Annotated in this window: 16 protein-coding genes; all 16 read left to right on the plus strand. The window is 32.2% G+C overall.

All coding sequences use genetic code 11. The features are described from left to right. The first annotated feature begins 138 nt into the window (after positions 1 to 138). Positions 139 to 1,146, plus strand: coding sequence for a DNA polymerase III subunit delta (gene holA / locus JOC47_RS05255; RefSeq protein WP_204700936.1), 1,008 nt, complete (start codon positions 139 to 141; stop codon positions 1,144 to 1,146). Between the two features lie 159 nt (positions 1,147 to 1,305). Continuing rightward, on the plus strand, positions 1,306 to 1,641 hold the full coding sequence (locus JOC47_RS05260; protein WP_204700938.1) for a phage holin family protein: 336 nt from the start codon (positions 1,306 to 1,308) through the stop codon (positions 1,639 to 1,641). Between the two features lie 39 nt (positions 1,642 to 1,680). Beyond that, complete coding sequence (gene gpr, locus JOC47_RS05265) at positions 1,681 to 2,667, plus strand: GPR endopeptidase (RefSeq protein WP_204700940.1); 987 nt, start codon at positions 1,681 to 1,683, stop codon at positions 2,665 to 2,667. A 231-nt stretch (positions 2,668 to 2,898) separates the two neighbouring features. Beyond that, entirely contained in the window at positions 2,899 to 4,077 is a 1,179-nt protein-coding gene (gene spoIIP / locus JOC47_RS05270) for a stage II sporulation protein P (RefSeq protein ID WP_204700942.1), read from the plus strand. 94 nt (positions 4,078 to 4,171) lie between these two features. After that, positions 4,172 to 5,977, plus strand: coding sequence for a translation elongation factor 4 (gene lepA, locus JOC47_RS05275; protein WP_204700944.1), 1,806 nt, complete (start codon positions 4,172 to 4,174; stop codon positions 5,975 to 5,977). After that, complete coding sequence (hemW, locus tag JOC47_RS05280) at positions 5,978 to 7,120, plus strand: radical SAM family heme chaperone HemW (RefSeq protein ID WP_204700946.1); 1,143 nt, start codon at positions 5,978 to 5,980, stop codon at positions 7,118 to 7,120. Positions 7,121 to 7,359: 239 nt separating this feature from the next. After that, positions 7,360 to 8,394 carry a heat-inducible transcriptional repressor HrcA gene (gene hrcA / locus JOC47_RS05285; RefSeq protein WP_204700948.1) on the plus strand — a complete coding sequence of 345 codons (1,035 nt, stop codon included), beginning with the start codon at positions 7,360 to 7,362 and terminating at the stop codon, positions 8,392 to 8,394. Positions 8,395 to 8,426: 32 nt separating this feature from the next. Continuing rightward, the gene (locus JOC47_RS05290) at positions 8,427 to 9,101 is read left to right on the plus strand and encodes a nucleotide exchange factor GrpE (RefSeq protein WP_204700949.1); all 675 of its coding nucleotides are present in this window, start codon (positions 8,427 to 8,429) and stop codon (positions 9,099 to 9,101) included. Between the two features lie 58 nt (positions 9,102 to 9,159). After that, entirely contained in the window at positions 9,160 to 11,046 is a 1,887-nt protein-coding gene (gene dnaK, locus JOC47_RS05295) for a molecular chaperone DnaK (RefSeq protein WP_204700951.1), read from the plus strand. 106 nt (positions 11,047 to 11,152) lie between these two features. After that, complete coding sequence (dnaJ, locus tag JOC47_RS05300; RefSeq protein ID WP_204700953.1) at positions 11,153 to 12,298, plus strand: molecular chaperone DnaJ; 1,146 nt, start codon at positions 11,153 to 11,155, stop codon at positions 12,296 to 12,298. Positions 12,299 to 12,313: 15 nt separating this feature from the next. Beyond that, positions 12,314 to 13,204, plus strand: a complete 891-nt coding sequence (gene prmA, locus JOC47_RS05305; protein WP_204700955.1) for a 50S ribosomal protein L11 methyltransferase — start codon at positions 12,314 to 12,316, stop codon at positions 13,202 to 13,204. A 197-nt stretch (positions 13,205 to 13,401) separates the two neighbouring features. Then, entirely contained in the window at positions 13,402 to 14,151 is a 750-nt protein-coding gene (locus JOC47_RS05310; protein WP_204700957.1) for a 16S rRNA (uracil(1498)-N(3))-methyltransferase, read from the plus strand. A gap of 2 nt (positions 14,152 to 14,153) precedes the next feature. Beyond that, the gene (gene mtaB, locus JOC47_RS05315) at positions 14,154 to 15,455 is read left to right on the plus strand and encodes a tRNA (N(6)-L-threonylcarbamoyladenosine(37)-C(2))-methylthiotransferase MtaB (protein WP_204700959.1); all 1,302 of its coding nucleotides are present in this window, start codon (positions 14,154 to 14,156) and stop codon (positions 15,453 to 15,455) included. 141 nt (positions 15,456 to 15,596) lie between these two features. Beyond that, positions 15,597 to 15,941 carry a histidine triad nucleotide-binding protein gene (locus tag JOC47_RS05320; RefSeq protein WP_204700961.1) on the plus strand — a complete coding sequence of 115 codons (345 nt, stop codon included), beginning with the start codon at positions 15,597 to 15,599 and terminating at the stop codon, positions 15,939 to 15,941. An 18-nt stretch (positions 15,942 to 15,959) separates the two neighbouring features. Beyond that, positions 15,960 to 16,403, plus strand: a complete 444-nt coding sequence (locus tag JOC47_RS05325; protein WP_204700963.1) for a GatB/YqeY domain-containing protein — start codon at positions 15,960 to 15,962, stop codon at positions 16,401 to 16,403. A gap of 324 nt (positions 16,404 to 16,727) precedes the next feature. Beyond that, entirely contained in the window at positions 16,728 to 17,003 is a 276-nt protein-coding gene (yqfC, locus tag JOC47_RS05330) for a sporulation protein YqfC (RefSeq protein ID WP_204700965.1), read from the plus strand. Positions 17,004 to 17,008 lie beyond the last annotated feature (5 nt).

Raw genomic sequence — 17,008 nt, forward strand, 5'->3', positions numbered from 1 at the left:
CTATTCTTATTATTAGTTTTTATTAGTTTTTTATACACTATTATTTTTTCTAATTCATATTAATTTTGCATAATCAATAAAATCTATGTTAAAATTTAAATTGTTAAATAAAATGGAGAAGAAGGTGAATATAATAAAATGAATTATAAGCAAGTTTTAAAAGCGGATATTAAAGATTTAGATTCATTATATTTAATCCACGGTTCAGATGACTATCAAATTAAAAAATTTGAAGAAAAGTTTATTGAAAAAAATTGTGCAGGAGAATTTAAAGATTTTAATCTTGATGTATTAACAGAAGATGATAATTCAATGGCCCAGTTATTTAATTCGGTGGAAACTTTGCCTTTCATGTCTGAAAAAAGAGTAGTTATTTTTCATGCATATGAATTATTAGGTGCTAAGACATCTATGGATGAAAAGATGCTTGATTTAATTTCTGATTTACCTGAGAGTACAGTTTTATTATTAGTTAGCCATAAAAACACAGATAAAAGATTAAAAATTTATAAAGAAATAAAAAAACATGGCGAGATATTAGAATTCCAATCTTTAAAATATAAAAAATTAGATAAATGGATTAAAAAACAAGTACAAAAAGAAAATTATAAGATTACTAATAGAGCTGTTAAGTTATTAGAGGAAGCTTTTAATAATAATTTACAGCGTCTTAAAAATGAGATAGAGAAAATTATTATTTTTGCTGATGATACTGATTTGATTACTAAAGAAATAGTTGAACAAGTAATTAGTAAGGACTGGCTAGTTAAAGAAAATATAATGTTTGATTTTGTAGATGAAATTGGTAGAAATAATACTTCTCAAGCTTTGAACTTGTTATTTGATATTTTAGGTGAAGGAACTACACCTAAACAAATAATTGGAATGATTGCTAGACAGATTAGATTGATGCTGCAGTCAAAATTATTATCTAAAGAAGGCATGACAGTTGATCAAATAGCTGGAAGGTTAAAACAGCATCCTTATCCTATAGAGAAATGTTTAAAACAAAGTAGAAACTTTTCTATTGAAAGTTTAGAGCAGGCCTTAGAAAAATTATTAGATGCGGATTATAATTTAGTCACTGCTAATGATGATCATCTAGAATTAGAATTGTTGGTTGTTGAATTAAAGGAAACGATTTAAAAGAAAAATTCAATTAAATAAATTTTACTGAAGTAGGTAGTCATTAATTTGGCTACCTACTTTTTTCTATATAAAAAATAAATTTTAAATATATAAGGGAATATATCTTTTTAATTAGGTTAAACTACGATTGGAAAACAAAACAAAGGAGGAATTTAAATGTCTGGATGGTTAGGTGCTGTAATTCGTTTTATTATTTCTGCTTTTGTATTATTGGGGATAGGGATTTTAGTACCAGGGATCGAAGTTTTTGGATTTACTAATGCTTTAATAGCTTCTATTATTATTGCTTTATTAGGATATGCAATAGAAAGTTTAGCAGGAGAAGATATTTCCCCACAGGGACGAGGATTAGTTGGATTTATTACTTCAGCGGTGGTCATTTATTTAACACAATATATTACTGCTGGAATTAATGTTTCTATATTAGGAGCATTTTTAGCAGCTCTAGCTATTGGTATAATAGATTCTTTGATTCCTACAGAACTGAGATAGTATTTTTATATGAAAAAATATAAAACCAAGGGGGATTTCATGACTGAAAATAATGAATTTAATTCTATTATGACTGATTTAGCAGTTGAAGCAAGAGATATGGCTGTAGAACGTACTGGAGGAGAAATTTCAGGTGTAAGTGTAGAAGAAGAAGATAAGGAGATAGCTAAAATCACTAGAATTGAAGTTTTGAATCAAGCTGCAAGTAAGAAAATTTCTAAACCACCAGGAAATTATATTACTATTGAATCGGAAAGTTTACGTCAAACTAACCCTCAAATTCATCAAGAATTAAGTGGAGTTTTAGCTGCAGAAATAAATAATTTAATAGATTATCCCGCTTTAACACAAAATCCTACTCAAATGCCCACAATCTTAGTGATTGGTTTGGGAAATTGGAATGCTACTCCCGATGCTTTAGGACCTCAAGTTGTACATCATTTATTAGTTACTAGACATATTTACAATTCTGCTGAACCTGAGTCACGGCGAGGGATTAGATCTGTTTGTGCTTTAGCGCCTGGTGTATTAGGATTAACTGGAATTGAAACTGCTGAAATTATCAAAGGTGTGGTAGATCGAGTCAAACCAAATTTAATTATAGCTATTGATGCTTTAGCTGCTAGAGAAAGTGAGCGTTTAGCATCTACTTTACAAATTAGTGATACTGGTATTTATCCTGGGTCTGGTGTAGGGAAAAGGCGGATCGGGATTACAAAAAAAGATATGGGAGTGCCAGTTATTGCTATGGGGATGCCGACAGTTATTAATTCCGTTAATATTGTAAATGATACAATAGAAGCAATAAGTCAGAATCATAATATCAACCTTAATTTATCTCAAAAAAAGCAAACACAAAAGCAAGTAATTGAAAATATATTACAACCTTTTTTAGGAGATATGATAGTTGCTCCTAAAGGAATAGATAAACTAATTAGAGATACTAGTCGTATTGTAGCTGGTGGAATTAATATAGCTCTACATCCTGATGTTGAAACTGAAAATGTTTCATTTTATTTACAGTAATTATTTAAAGCTCTAATCATTTGATTAGAGCTTTAAAACTGCAGTTTTATTTTACACTTTTTAAAATAAAAAAGATTAGTAGTGGAATTAAAGTAATTAACTGGCTTAAGCTATTTAACATAAACTAGTTAGGAATAACATAAAATTAATATAATCTTAGTTGCTGAAAAATCAGATGTTAGTAACTTGAGAGTGTATTTATCAGTGACTATAAATTAGGGTGGGATTAATATGAAAAATGAGCAGAAAATATTTATAATAACTTTAGTTTTTTGTTCATTATTAGTATTGAATTTATATTTTTTTAATTTTTTTGATTTCTATTCACCTAATTCCCAATTAGTAGTGGGGAGTGTTTTAGACTTACAATCTCATATAAAAAAATGGGGAGTAGATTTATTACATTTAGATGAAATTCATGCACGGTTATTATTAAAAAAAGGACTTCCAGTAGTTAGAGTAGCTGATGATGAATTATTAAAGAAATCTAATAATAATCAAATAATTAATTTTGCTAGTAACTTATTATTTGATTTACCCCCTTCTTTTTTTGAAACTAATGATAAAATAAAAAGAATTGCTAAATCAAAGCCCACAGCAAAATTTGATAGTTCAAATCAAATTCAATCTAAAATGAGAGCTGAAGGTCGTCACCAAGGAGAAAAAGTAGAACTTGATTTTTGGCAAACTGAACCTACAACAAGTAATAGTCGTCTTCCCCAAACGAGAACAGATAATACTGATAGAAAATTGCCTAATCATAATTTCAAGAATGAATATCATCAAAATGATAGAAAGGTAATTGCTATTTATCATACTCATACTGCTGAAAATTATGAAAACAAGGGTTATAATGCTCATGCTAATGCTGGAGATAAAGGAGATGTAGTAAAGGTCGGGAGATGGATTGAAGAAAGATTGAGTAATAGATATAATATTTCAGTAATCCATTCTGAAACTGTACATGATAAAACATATGACAGATCCTATATTAGGGCTTTAGAGACAGCTAATAGTATTGTTAATAATAATCCAGAATTAGATATTATTTTTGATATTCACCGTGATGCGATTGGGGCTAATAATAAAAAATATGTAACTACTAATATTAATGGGCAAAAAGTTGCTAAAATTATGATTGTAGTTACTAATAATAACTATGGATTGCCGCATCCTAATTGGCAGCAAAATTTTAGATTTGCTAAAAGACTGGCTACTAAAATGAATGATATGTATCCAGGGTTATTAAGAAAAGTTAAATTAATTTCAAATCGGCGCTATAATCAGCATGTTCATCCTAGAGCTTTATTATTAGAGGTAGGAGGAGCTAATAGTACTCTAGATGAAGCTAGAAGATCTTCTTATTTATTAGCCGAAGTATTAGCTGAATTAATGGCTGAAGGTCTATAAAAAAGTAAAATTTGAATCTGCTATCTTGAATAATATAAAAGCTGGTGTTATAATTAAGGCTAGCAAACTTTATATTATTATGAGGAGGCGGAGCATGACTCAAGTTAGCCAAAATAAAATTCGAAATTTCTCAATTATTGCTCATGTGGATCACGGAAAATCTACTTTAGCAGATAGATTATTGGAATTCACTGGTGCAATTTCTGAGCGAGAAATGGAAGAACAGTTGTTAGATACAATGGACTTAGAAAGAGAAAGAGGTATTACAATTAAAGCTCAAGCTGTAAGAATGGATTATGAAAGTGAGACTGGGGATGATTATGTACTAAACTTAATTGATACTCCTGGTCACGTAGACTTTTCTTATGAAGTATCAAGAAGTTTAGCGGCTTGCGAAGGGGCATTATTAGTAATTGATGCTTCACAGGGAGTTGAAGCTCAAACTTTAGCTAATATTTATTTAGCTTTAGAAAATGATCTGGAAATAATTCCGGTGATTAATAAAATAGATTTACCAAGTGCTGATGCAGATCGAGTTAAAGAAGAATTAATTGATATTGGTTTAGATCCTGATGAGGCATTATTAACTAGTGCTAAAGAGGGAATAGGAATTGAAGATGTGTTAGAAGCTGTAGTAAATCGCGTTCCTGCTCCTGATGGAAATCAGGACGAGCCATTAAAGGCTTTAATTTTTGATTCAGTTTATGATTCTTACCGCGGTGCAATCTCTTATTTTCGGGTTATAAATGGTAGTATTAAACCAGGGATGAATATTGAAATGATGTCGACGGGAAAAAAGTTTGAGGTGTCTGAAGTAGGTGTTTTTGCTCCCCAAAGAAAAGAAGTAGATGAGATTCATAGCGGAGAAGTAGGTTATATGGCAGCTAGCATTAAAAATGTAAAGGATGCACGGGTAGGAGATACAATTACTGATGCTGATAATCCTACTGCTAAACCATTGCCAGGCTATCAACCGGCTAAACCGATGGTTTATTGCGGCTTATATCCAGTTGAAGGAGAAGATTATGAGCTATTAAAAGATGCGTTAGACAAATTAAAATTAAATGATGCCTCTTTGACTTTTGAACCAGAAACTTCTGAAGCATTAGGTTTTGGATATCGTTGTGGGTTCTTAGGATTGCTGCATATGGAGATTATTCAAGAAAGATTAGAACGTGAATATGATTTAGATTTAGTGACTACTGCTCCTAGTGTGGTTTATAAAATCTATAAAACTGATGGTGAAGTTCTTGAAATTGAAAATCCAGCTAATATGCCTGAACGACATCATATTGAAAAGATTGAAGAACCAATTGTCAAAGCTGAAATTATGTTACCGGATGAACATGTTGGTTCAGCTATGGAATTGGCAGAAGAAAAACGTGGTAAGTTCAAAAATATGGAGTATTTAGATGAAGTAAGAGTTAGATTGACTTATGATATGCCATTAAGTGAAATAGTGCTAGACTTTTTCGATAATTTAAAGTCTAGAACTAAAGGCTATGCGACTCTTGATTATGAATTTAAGGGCTATCAGGAAGCTGAATTGGTTAAGTTAGATATATTAGTAAATAAGGATCCGGTTGATGCCTTATCTTGTATTGTTCATGATGAATTTGCTTATGAAATTGGCCGAGAATTAGCTAAAAAATTAAAAGAATATATTCCTGAACAGATGTTTGAAGTTCCAATTCAAGCTGCTATTGGGAATGATGTTATTGCTAGGGAAACAGTTAAAGCTAAACGAAAAGATGTATTACAGAAATGTTATGGCGGAGATGTTTCGAGAAAGAAGAAACTTTTAAAACAGCAAAAAGAAGGTAAGAAAAGGATGAAACAAGTGGGGAGTGTGGAGATTCCACAAGAAGCATTCATGGCTGTTTTAACAATAGGTGATTAGATGACAGAAGATTATGGTTTGTATATTCATATTCCGTTTTGTGCTCAAAAATGTCATTATTGTGATTTTAATTCAATAGCTGCAGATGATGATTTAATTAGTCGCTATTTGGATGCTTTGAAAAAAGAAATTAAATTAGTTGCTGATAAATATTATAGTCCTCAATTGCAAACAATTTATATTGGTGGGGGTACTCCTAGTATTTTATCTGGGCAAGATTTAAGTACTATTTTAAATCAATGTCGCCAGAAATTTGATCTAAACTCTAATTTAGAAATCACTATGGAGGCTAATCCTGGTACTTTAAGTGAAGAACAATTAAGATTAACAAAGCAAGCTGGAGTGAATAGATTAAGTTTAGGGGTGCAGTCATTTAATAATCAGTTTTTGACTAAATTAGGTCGGATTCACAGCAAGGATGATGTAATAACAAGTTATCGTCTTGCCCGTGAATTAGATTTTGATAATATTAGTTTTGATTTGATGTTTGCTTTACCGGGTCAAAGTTTAAATCAATGGGAGAATACTCTGCAACAAGCTATTGAACTTGGCCCGGAGCATATTTCGGCTTATAACTTGAAGATAGAGCCTAACACAGTTTTTGCACAATGGTTAGAAGAAGGTAAGATAGAAAAAATAAGTGAAGAATTAGACCTAAAGATGTATCGCCGTACTATAGAACTATTGGAAGAAAATAATTATTATCAATATGAAATATCTAATTTTAGTCAGCCGGGGTATAATAGTAGGCATAATAAAATTTATTGGCAAAATCAAGAGTATTTAGCTCTAGGTCCGGGAGCTCATTTTTATGATGGTCAATTTCGAGGTTATAATATAACTGATATAAAGGATTATTGTCATCATTTAGAAGCTGGTCAATTAGCGATTGCAGAACAAAATAAATTAAGTAGAGTTGAAAAGATTGAAGAAACATTAATTTTAGGTTTGAGATTGAATCAAGGTATTTCTTTAGCTGAATTCAAGAAAAAATTCAATCAATCTTTAACAGAAATTTATGAGATAGAGATTCAAAAATTAGTAGGGCAAGATTTAATTAATCAGAGTAAAGGGCGATTATTTTTGACTGATCATGGTCGAGAAATTGCTAACCAAGTTTTATCTTCTTTTATACTCAGCTAAATTAAAATTATATATTAAGTAGAAATTAAACAGACGAAGTTTGATTTGGAACCATTAAATATTAGTTAATATAAAGTGCTTTATTAGAGAAAATGCAAGTAAATACGAGTATATGCTATATAATAAAAAATAATAATCAAAATTAAGACTTGACAAATGATAGGGGAAATGATATTTTATTTATAGCATATTGTTAGCACTCGATAAGAGTGAGTGCTAATTAATAAGGCGGTGGTAATATGGAAATGACGGAACGAAAGAAAGAAATATTAAAAACAATCATTAATGAATACATTGTAACAGCTCAGCCAGTAGGATCCAGAACTTTGGCCCGAAAGTATGACTTTGGGGTAAGTTCAGCTACAATTAGGAATGAAATGTCTGATTTAGAAATAGCAGGTTATCTAGAGCAACCCCATAAATCAGCGGGGCGAGTTCCGTCAGATAAGGGTTATAGGTTTTATGTTGACTATTTAATGGAAATGCGTGGTTTGTCTGAAACAGAAGCTCAAACAATTAAGAAAAATTACGATACTAAAGAGACTGAAATTCAAGAACTAATGAATCACACATCAAATTTACTATCAGATTTAACTAATTATACTTCATTAGCTTTAAGTCCAGAACTAAAAGAAAGTACATTTCGTAATTTAAAGCTAGTGCAAATTACTGATAAGAAGATACTAATAGTTTTAGTTACTGATACAGGAGTAATTAAAGATAAAATCATTGAACTACCTGAAACTTTATCAAAAAAAGATTTGAATGAAGTAGAAAGAATTTTAAACGATAGGTTATCTGGTATGTCTTTATATGAGATAGATGAAGAGCTACTATCTAATATTGCATCTCAGTTAGCCGCTAGAATAAGTATTGCTCAACAAAATATTGACTTATTAAAGCAAGAGTTGGTTAGTAATAAGTTATCACCTTTTGGTAAAGTTTATTTAGGTGGAACTACTTACATATTAGACCAACCAGAATTTAGTGATTTAACTAAGGTTAAGAATATGTTAAGTATGCTTGAACATAAGCAGATAGTACGTGATATTCTTGATGAAGGAGATAAATCAGAACTAGAAATAATTATTGGTAGTGAAAATGATTATGAGGACATTAAAGACTGCAGTATTGTAGTTGCTACCTATAAGTTGAATGGGCGACCTGTTGGAAAATTAGGAGTCTTAGGTCCAACTCGAATGCAGTATTCTAAAGTAGCAGGTAGAGTAAAGTATATAGCTGATTTATTGAGTGAATTGCTAACAGAAGAATAATCATTAGAATAAATTAGGAGTAGGTGATATAAATGGCTGATGAAGAAGTAAAAGAAGAATCAGAAAAAACAGCAAGTGTGAATGATGAAGCAGATACAAGTTTGGATAGTGATTTAGAAGAATTAGAGGAAGAGTTTAATAAGTTAGAAGAAGATATTGAATCTGAGATGGAAACCGAGCTTAGTCAAATTAGTGAAAGAGTAAATAAATTGAAGCATGGTCTTTCCGTAGCTCAGGAAATTGAAAAAGAGATGAAAGAGTTAGAAAGTGAACTATTAGATGAAAAAGAGGAGAAAGAAAAGTATGTCAACCGTCTCCATCGTTTGAAGGCTGACTTTTCAAATTATAAAAAGCGAATGGAGCGAGAAAAAGATAAAATTGCTGACCGAGCAGTTAAAGATTTTGTCAGTGATTTACTACCAGTGATTGATAATTTTGAACGAGCGATTGATAGTTTTGATCAAGAGAATGAAAATGATTTAGAAGGAATTGAGAAAATTCATAAACAATTAAGTAATTTATTAAAGAAAAAAGAAATTGAAGTAATTGATACAGTTGGCGAAGAGTTTGATCCTAACTTACATGAGATGATGTTAGAAGAAGAAAGTGATGAATATGAATCAGGAGTAATTATTGAAGAATTGCAAAAAGGTTATATTTATGATGGAATTGTAATTAGACCAGCTATGGTCAAAGTTGCTAAATAATTAATCTTCACATAAATCTAAAAAACAATTTTAATCTCTATTGAAGGGGGAATAAAAAATGGGAAAAATGATTGGTATTGATTTAGGAACAACAAATTCTTGTGTAGCAGTAATGGAAGGTGGCGATCCCACTGTTATTCCTAATAAACAAGGTAACAGAACGTTACCATCTGTAGTTGGATATTCTGATAAAGGAGAAAGATTAGTTGGAGAGCCTGCTAAAAGACAGGCAGTTAAAAGTCCAAGTAAAACAGTTCAGTCTATTAAGCGTCATATGGGTGAAAGTGACTTTACTGTAGATTTACATGATGAAGAAAGAAAACCAGAAGAAATTTCTGCAATGATTTTGCAAGAAATCAAAAGTTATGCTGAAGATTATATTGGTGAAGAAGTTACAGATGCAGTAATTACTGTGCCGGCTTACTTTGAAGATGCTCAGCGTCAAGCAACTAAAAATGCAGGTAAAATTGCTGGGTTAGATGTTAAAAGAATTATTAATGAGCCTACTGCTGCTTCTTTAGCTTACGGATTAGATGATGATTCTGAACAGACTGTTTTAGTCTATGACCTTGGTGGAGGTACTTTTGATGTTTCCATTCTAGACCTTGGTGATGGTGTATTTGAGGTAGTTTCTACTCGAGGTGATAATCACTTAGGTGGAGATGACTTTGATGAAAAAATTATTGAGTATTTAGCTGATGAATTTGAATCTACTCATGGAATTGATTTAAGAAAAGATAAGTTAGCACTACAGAGATTAAAAGATGCTGCTGAAAAAGCTAAAATTGAATTATCTAATGTGTCTACTACTAACGTTAATATTCCATATATTACTCAAACTGAATCTGGTCCAGCTCATCTTGATATTGATATTTCTCGATCTCAATTTGAAAATATGATTTCTGGATTGATTAATAAGACTATTGACCAGACACAAAAAGCATTAGATGATGCAGATTTAACTAAGTCTGATATTGACCAAGTACTATTAGTTGGTGGTTCTACAAGAATTCCATATGTACAGCAATCTATTAAGCAAAAACTAGGCGTTGAACCAAATAAAGGTATTAACCCTGATGAATGTGTAGCAATGGGTGCTGCTATTCAAGCAGGTATCTTAAATGATGAAGTTGATGATGTAGTATTATTAGATGTAACTCCATTATCTTTAGGAATTGAAACTTTAGGTGGAGTATTCACTAAATTAATTGAAAGAAATACTACTATTCCAACAGAAAAGAGTAAAGTCTTCTCTACTGCAGAAGATAATCAGACACAAGTAGATATTCATGTGCTACAGGGAGAACGTGAAATGGCCAAAGATAATAAGACATTAGGTCGGTTCCAATTGACTGGAATTCCTCCAGCAAAACGAGGAGTACCACAAATTGAAGTTACATTCAGTATCGATAAAGATGGAATTGTGCATGTATCTGCTAAAGATAAAGGTTCTGGAAAAGAAGAAGATATTACTATTGAATCTGATACTGGATTATCTGAAGAAGAAATTGAACAAATGGTTAATGAAGCAGAAGAACATGCAGAAGAAGATAAGAAGAAGAAAGAAGCTGTAGATACAGTAACTGAAGCAGATGGATTAGTGCGACAAGTAGAAAATACTCTAGAAGAAGCAGGAGATCAGGTTGATGCTGCTGTAGTAGAAGAAATTGAAACTGCTAAAGAAGAACTAGAAGAAGTTCTTGAAGACATTGATGTTCATGATATAGATCCTGATGAGCTTGATACAGAGTTAATTAATGAAAAGAAAGAAGCATTAACTCAGAAACTACATGATTTATCTAGTCAGATGTATGAGCAAGCTGAAGGAGCACAGCAAGGTGCTGCCGGTGCGCAAGGAGCTCAAGCAGGAGCAGAAGCAGCTGAAGATGAAGAAGATGTAGTAGATGTAGACTATGAAGAAGTAGATGATGAAGACGAAGAGTAATTAGTAAATAAATTAGTTAAGAAAATGGGCCAAAGCCTCAGGCTTTGGCTCTGTTTTTATGGTAGTTATTTTTTAGCTTTAAACAATTTTAAAGGTGGTGAAAATAATGGCAAAAAAAGATTATTATGATATATTAGGTGTAGATAAAGATGCAAGTCAAAAAGAAATAAAACGTGCTTATCGTAAATTATCTAAAAAATATCATCCGGATATTAGTGATGAAGAAAATGCAGAAGAAAAGTTTAAGGAAGTAACAGAAGCATATGAAATATTAAGTGATGAAGAGACTAGAGCTAAATATGATCAGTATGGTCATGCTGGTGTAAACCAAGATGCTGGCGGAGGAGCACGTCAAGGTGGTTTTGGTAACTTTGGCGGTGGTGCAGGTGGATTTGAAGATATTTTTGATATTTTCTTTGGTGATCGCAGACGAGGCGGCGGTCGCGACCGCAGAAGTCGAGCAAGAAAAGGTTCAGATTTGAGATATACCATGACTATTGATTTTGAAGAGGCTGCTTTTGGTACTGAAAAAGAAATTACTGTACCACGTACAGAAGAATGTAGTGAATGTAATGGAACAGGGGCTAAATCAGATTCTGATGTGGAAACTTGTGCTAAGTGTGATGGGACAGGTGAAATCAAATTTAAGCAGAATACCCCATTTGGCCAAATGGTACAGACCCAAACATGTGATCGCTGTAATGGAACAGGTAAGTTTGTAAAAGAGCCTTGCCCTAATTGTAATGGTCAAGGAAAGGTTAAAAAACGGCGTAAAGTAACGGTTAATATTCCTGCTGGAGTTAATGATGGACATAAGTTAAGAATGCGTGGTGAAGGTCAAGCAGGAGAAAATGGAGGACCTTCTGGAGACTTATATATTATAATTAAGGTTAAGGAGCATGATTTATTTAAGCGCGAAGGTAATAATGTAATTTGTGAAGTTCCAATCAGCTTTATTCAAGCTATTTTAGGTGATGAAATTAAGGTACCTACTTTAGATGGGAAAGTTAAATTTAATATTCCAGAAGGAACTCAACCAGGCGCTTCCTTTAGATTAAAAGATAAAGGAATTCCATATTTAAACCGACGAGATACTCGTGGTGATCAAATTATCAAAGTTAAAGTAATTATCCCAGAAAACTTAGATGAAGATCAAAAAGAACTATTAGAAGAGTTTGCTGATATTAGCGGTGAAGAAATTAATCCTGAGCAAAAGAACTTTTGGAGTAAAATAAAAAGCTTCTTTGAATAGAAAAGAGGGCTAATTATGAATTGGAAAGAGATTGAAATACAGACCACTAACCAGGCTTTTTCAGCAGTGAGTAACTTGCTTGAAGAAGCAGGGGCTAGTGGTCTGTTCACTGAACAAGCTAGTGGTAGTGAAAATGAAATTATAATTAAAGCTTATTTTGAAGAGACAAATGATTTAGCGGAGGATTTAAAAGAAGTAGAGAGAAAAATAGATACTTTGCGAGATTATGACTTAGATATTGGCCCTGTAGATTTTAAAGTTAATCAAGTTCAAGAAGAAGATTGGGCTAATAAATGGAAAGAGAATTTTAAGCCCTTTAATATTACAGAGGATATAGTTATTAAACCTACGTGGGAAAAATATGAAGCACAGCCCCAAGAGATCATAATAGAAATTGATCCTGGCCAAGCTTTTGGTACTGGCCATCATGTTACTACTAGTAGCTGTTTAGAAGCCATTGAGGCTAATTTAACCCCGCAAACTAGTGTTTTAGATTTAGGTACTGGAACGGGGATTTTAGCTATTGCTGCTGCAAAATTAGGGGCAGCAAAGATTGTAGGGCTTGATATTGATCCGGTAGCAGTTAAAGCTGCACGAGCTAATGCTAAATTAAATGGAGTTAGCAATGAAATTGAATTCTTAGAAGGTAATTTAGTGGATAGTGTAGAATATAATTATGATTTAGTAGTGGCCAATATTCTACCCCATATTATTTTGCAATTGATTCCTAATTTAAAAGAAGTTATGCATCCAGATAGTACTTTTATTTTATCAGGGATTGTAGTAGAAAAATTAGATGAGATAAAACAGACCTTAGCGGATAATGGTTTTATAATTAATAATGTGATTCGCAAAAGTGAGGAAAATGATGACTGGGTGACGATTACGGGAGCTAGTAAAGAGTGATGCAAAAAACACTGTATATAGATTGCGCATATAATATAGTAAAAAAATAAAGCAAATAGGGCTGTACGGAGTGTTTTGGTTTTTAAAACACGGAGGATCAGAAAGATAGATATGAATTGAAAATATTAAATTATATTTATTTTAAAAGACAGGGCTTAGCCCTGTCTAAGTTAAAATTAAATTTGGGAGTGAGCTTTATGAACCACTTTTTTGTAGAACCTGAAGATATTCGAGGCGATTTAGTGATAATTCGGGGCCAAGATGTAAAACATATTACTCGGTCGCTGCGTTTACAACCAGGAGATGAAATTACTGTTGCTGATGGTCTGGAAAATAAATATTTAGTTGAATTAACTGCTACAAATGATAAACTAGTAGAGGGAGAAATAAAAAAAGAATTAGAAGTTGATGCAGAATCGGATATAAATGTAACCTTATTACAGGGGTTGCCGAAAAGTAAGAAGATGGATTTAATTGTACGTAAATGTACTGAATTAGGAATTGATAAAGTTATTCCCATGGAAACAGATCATACCGTAGTTAAATTAAGCTCTAGTAAAGCAGAAAAAAGAAAAAAGAGATGGCAAAAGATTGCTAAATCTGCTGCTAAACAATCTAAGCGGACTAGAATTCCTTTAGTTGAAGATGTCATCAATTTTGAATCAGGATTAGAGTTAGTAGCTGATTATGATTTAGCAGTTATGCCTTGGGTAGCTGAAGAGAAACAGGGATTAAAAGATATTATTCAACAGCAAAATACTAAAGAAATAGAAGATGTTTTAATAATTATCGGTCCAGAGGGAGGTTTCAGTCCCCAAGAAGTTGCTAGCGCTCGAGAAGAGGGAGTGCAACCTGTCTTACTTGGCCCGAGAACATTAAGAACGGAAACAGCTGGTTTAGCAGTTTTAACAATGTTACTTTATGAATTAGGTGACTTAGGAGGATAATTATGAGCAAAGTTGCATTTTATACTTTGGGTTGTAAAGCTAATCAATATGATACTCAAATGATGAGAGCTCAATTTGAAAAGGAAAATTATGAAATTGTAGATTATGATGAAATAGCAGATATTTATATCATTAATACTTGTACTGTGACTCATCAGGGTGCGAGAAAATCACGCAAAATAACACGGCGTTTAAAGAGGAAAAATCCTGAAGCTTATATTGCTGTAGTAGGTTGTTATGCTCAGGTAGATTCTGAAGAAGTATTAGAGATTGAAGGAGTAGATTTAATTTTAGGTACTAAGGGTCGCGAAAGAATTGTTGACTTTGTTGAACAAGGGATTAAAGCAGGAGAAAAGGTTAACTTTGTTCAAGACTTAGAAGATGAAGATCCTTTTGAAAATGTAAAATTAGATAAAGTGAGAGGTAAAACTAGGGCCAATATCAAAATTCAAGATGGCTGTGAGCAATTTTGTGCTTATTGTATTATCCCTTATGCTCGAGGAGGATTAAAGAGTAGACCTCTAGATAGTACTGTAACTGAAGTGCAGAAACTAGTAGAACATGGTGTAAAAGAAATTGTTTTGACTGGTATTCATTTAGGTGAATATGGACAAGACCAGGAAAATCTAGATTTGGTGACATTATTGCGAGCATTAATTAAAATTGAAAATTTAGAACGGATTAGATTAAGTTCTATTGAAGGCACAGAAGTTAGTGAAGAGTTAATTTATTTAATTGCGGAATCTGATAAATTATGCCGCCATTTACATTTACCGCTGCAGAGTGGTTCCAATCAGGTCTTAGAAGCTATGAACCGCCCTTATACAGTAGAAGAATTTAAAGATATGGTAGAGCAGATTAGAGATAGAATTCCCGAAATTGCTATTACAACGGATGTGATTGTAGGATTTCCTGGGGAAAGCGAAGCTGATTTTTCTGCTACTTGTGAAGTGGTTAAAGAATTAGCATTTAGTTCAGTTCATGTTTTTAAATATTCTAAGCGCGAGGGAACTCCAGCTGCTAAATTTGATGACCAGGTCCATTCGCGCGTCAAGAAGCAAAGAAGTAAGAAACTGCGTGAGATTGCAAAAAAATTGGCCCAACAATATCGAGAAAAATTTATAGGAACTAGACAACAAGTTTTATTAGAAGATAGACGAGATAATCAAACAGGTTTACTGACAGGTTTAACGGATAACTATTTGCGAGTATTAGTAGATGCTTCAGATGAATTGCAGGGAGAATTAGTAAGAGTTGAGTTAACAGAAAATAATAATAATTTGTATGGGCAAGTAATAGAGTGAAACTATATTAAATTTAATTGACATTCTAAGATTGATAAATTAAAATAAAAATACGTGGGTAATAGGTAATTATTGTTTTGAATTTTATAATGAATTAATTAATCTTCACTGCGATATTATATTATAGAAAGGAGGGTAAATATGGAAAATTGCTTATTTTGTAAAATTATTGATGGTGAGATTGATAGCGATATAGTCTATGAAGATGAACAAGTAATTGCATTTAAAGATATAAACCCTCAAGCACCAACACATATTCTAATTGTTCCTAAAAAACATATTTCTACTTTGTTAGATTTGGATGAAGAAGATAATGAATTAATTGGTCATATTTATCAAGTAGCAAATGAATTAGCCCAACGAGAGGGTATTGCAGAAGATGGATTTAGAGTAGTTAGCAATTGTAAAGAAGCAGGAGGACAGACAGTATTCCATATTCATTATCACTTATTAGGTGGACGTGATTTACAGTGGCCACCTGGTTAAATTAAGGGGGAGACGATGATGTCTTTACAAGAAGATTTATTAAATGATATGAAAGCTGCTATGAAAAATAAAGATAAAGAAAAAGTAGCAGTTATTAGAATGGCTCGTGCAGCTATTAAAGATGCAGCTATAAATGAGCGAAAAGATTTATCAGATGATGAAGTAATTGAGGTATTATCTAAATTAGTCAAACAGAGTAAAGAATCTTTGGAAGGATTTGAAAAAGCTGAACGCCCAGAGCAAGTAGAAGAATTAAAAAGAGAAATTGAAATTTTAGAAGGATATCTACCAGAACAATTAAGTGATAGTGAATTAGAGGATGTAGTTGATGAAACTATTGCTGAGGTTGGTGCCCAGGATATGAGTGATATGGGTCAAGTAATGGGAGCAATTATGCCTAAAATAAAAGGGAAAGCTGATGGTAGTGAAGTTAATCAGTTAGTACGAGAAAAGTTACAATAATATAAACTATATTTGGCAGCTTGGCGTTAAATAACGTCAAGCTTTTTATTTTTTTGTAATAATATCTATATAAATTGGCACTTTCAGTGAAACTTTATAGCTAGAAGTAAGTAGCTAGGAGCTAGTAGTTAAAAACATAAAATCAAATTCAAAACCTAAAACATTAACCTAGTATTCAATAATTCAAAGCTATGAACTGTTTTTTGGTTTTGAATTTACTACTAGCTACTAGCTTTTATCTACTAGCTAGTGCCACTTTATAGTGATTAAATGTAATTTATGATAAATGAAATACATATTATTTAAAGAGTTAGGAGGGGTTTTATGGAGCAGGATGAGATTAAAACTAAGCTTGTTAAAATATTTGATTTGCCCCAAGATGTAGTCTTTAATTTACCAGTTATATGTTTAACTGGTTCTTTAAGTTTGGTATTAGAAAATCATCAAGGAATTCATAAATATACAACAGAAGTTATTAAAATTAAAGTAAAGAATGGATATATAGTAATTCAGGGTTTGAATCTTAAGCTTGATTATCTCTCCGAAAAAAAGATTGCAGTCATTGGGCAGGTCAAACAATTGAATTTTGATTGTGATTGAGGAGG

Origin of the sequence: Halanaerobacter jeridensis, from assembly GCF_016908315.1 — a bacterium.
Taxonomy (GTDB): Bacteria; Bacillota; Halanaerobiia; order Halobacteroidales; family Halobacteroidaceae; genus Halanaerobacter; species Halanaerobacter jeridensis.

Excerpts from the sequence above, each read along its gene's own strand:
- dnaJ (WP_204700953.1), top strand. The coding sequence starts at position 11,153 with ATGGCAAAAAAAGATTATTATGATATATTAGGTGTAGATAAAGATGCA.
- JOC47_RS05310 (WP_204700957.1), top strand. The coding sequence starts at position 13,402 with ATGAACCACTTTTTTGTAGAACCTGAAGATATTCGAGGCGATTTAGTG.
- prmA (WP_204700955.1), top strand. The coding sequence starts at position 12,314 with ATGAATTGGAAAGAGATTGAAATACAGACCACTAACCAGGCTTTTTCA.
- JOC47_RS05260 (WP_204700938.1), top strand. The coding sequence starts at position 1,306 with ATGTCTGGATGGTTAGGTGCTGTAATTCGTTTTATTATTTCTGCTTTT.
- gpr (WP_204700940.1), top strand. The coding sequence starts at position 1,681 with ATGACTGAAAATAATGAATTTAATTCTATTATGACTGATTTAGCAGTT.
- JOC47_RS05320 (WP_204700961.1), top strand. The coding sequence starts at position 15,597 with ATGGAAAATTGCTTATTTTGTAAAATTATTGATGGTGAGATTGATAGC.
- dnaK (WP_204700951.1), top strand. The coding sequence starts at position 9,160 with ATGGGAAAAATGATTGGTATTGATTTAGGAACAACAAATTCTTGTGTA.
- lepA (WP_204700944.1), top strand. The coding sequence starts at position 4,172 with ATGACTCAAGTTAGCCAAAATAAAATTCGAAATTTCTCAATTATTGCT.
- mtaB (WP_204700959.1), top strand. The coding sequence starts at position 14,154 with ATGAGCAAAGTTGCATTTTATACTTTGGGTTGTAAAGCTAATCAATAT.
- JOC47_RS05290 (WP_204700949.1), top strand. The coding sequence starts at position 8,427 with ATGGCTGATGAAGAAGTAAAAGAAGAATCAGAAAAAACAGCAAGTGTG.
- hrcA (WP_204700948.1), top strand. The coding sequence starts at position 7,360 with ATGGAAATGACGGAACGAAAGAAAGAAATATTAAAAACAATCATTAAT.
- JOC47_RS05325 (WP_204700963.1), top strand. The coding sequence starts at position 15,960 with ATGTCTTTACAAGAAGATTTATTAAATGATATGAAAGCTGCTATGAAA.
- spoIIP (WP_204700942.1), top strand. The coding sequence starts at position 2,899 with ATGAAAAATGAGCAGAAAATATTTATAATAACTTTAGTTTTTTGTTCA.
- hemW (WP_204700946.1), top strand. The coding sequence starts at position 5,978 with ATGACAGAAGATTATGGTTTGTATATTCATATTCCGTTTTGTGCTCAA.
- yqfC (WP_204700965.1), top strand. The coding sequence starts at position 16,728 with ATGGAGCAGGATGAGATTAAAACTAAGCTTGTTAAAATATTTGATTTG.
- holA (WP_204700936.1), top strand. The coding sequence starts at position 139 with ATGAATTATAAGCAAGTTTTAAAAGCGGATATTAAAGATTTAGATTCA.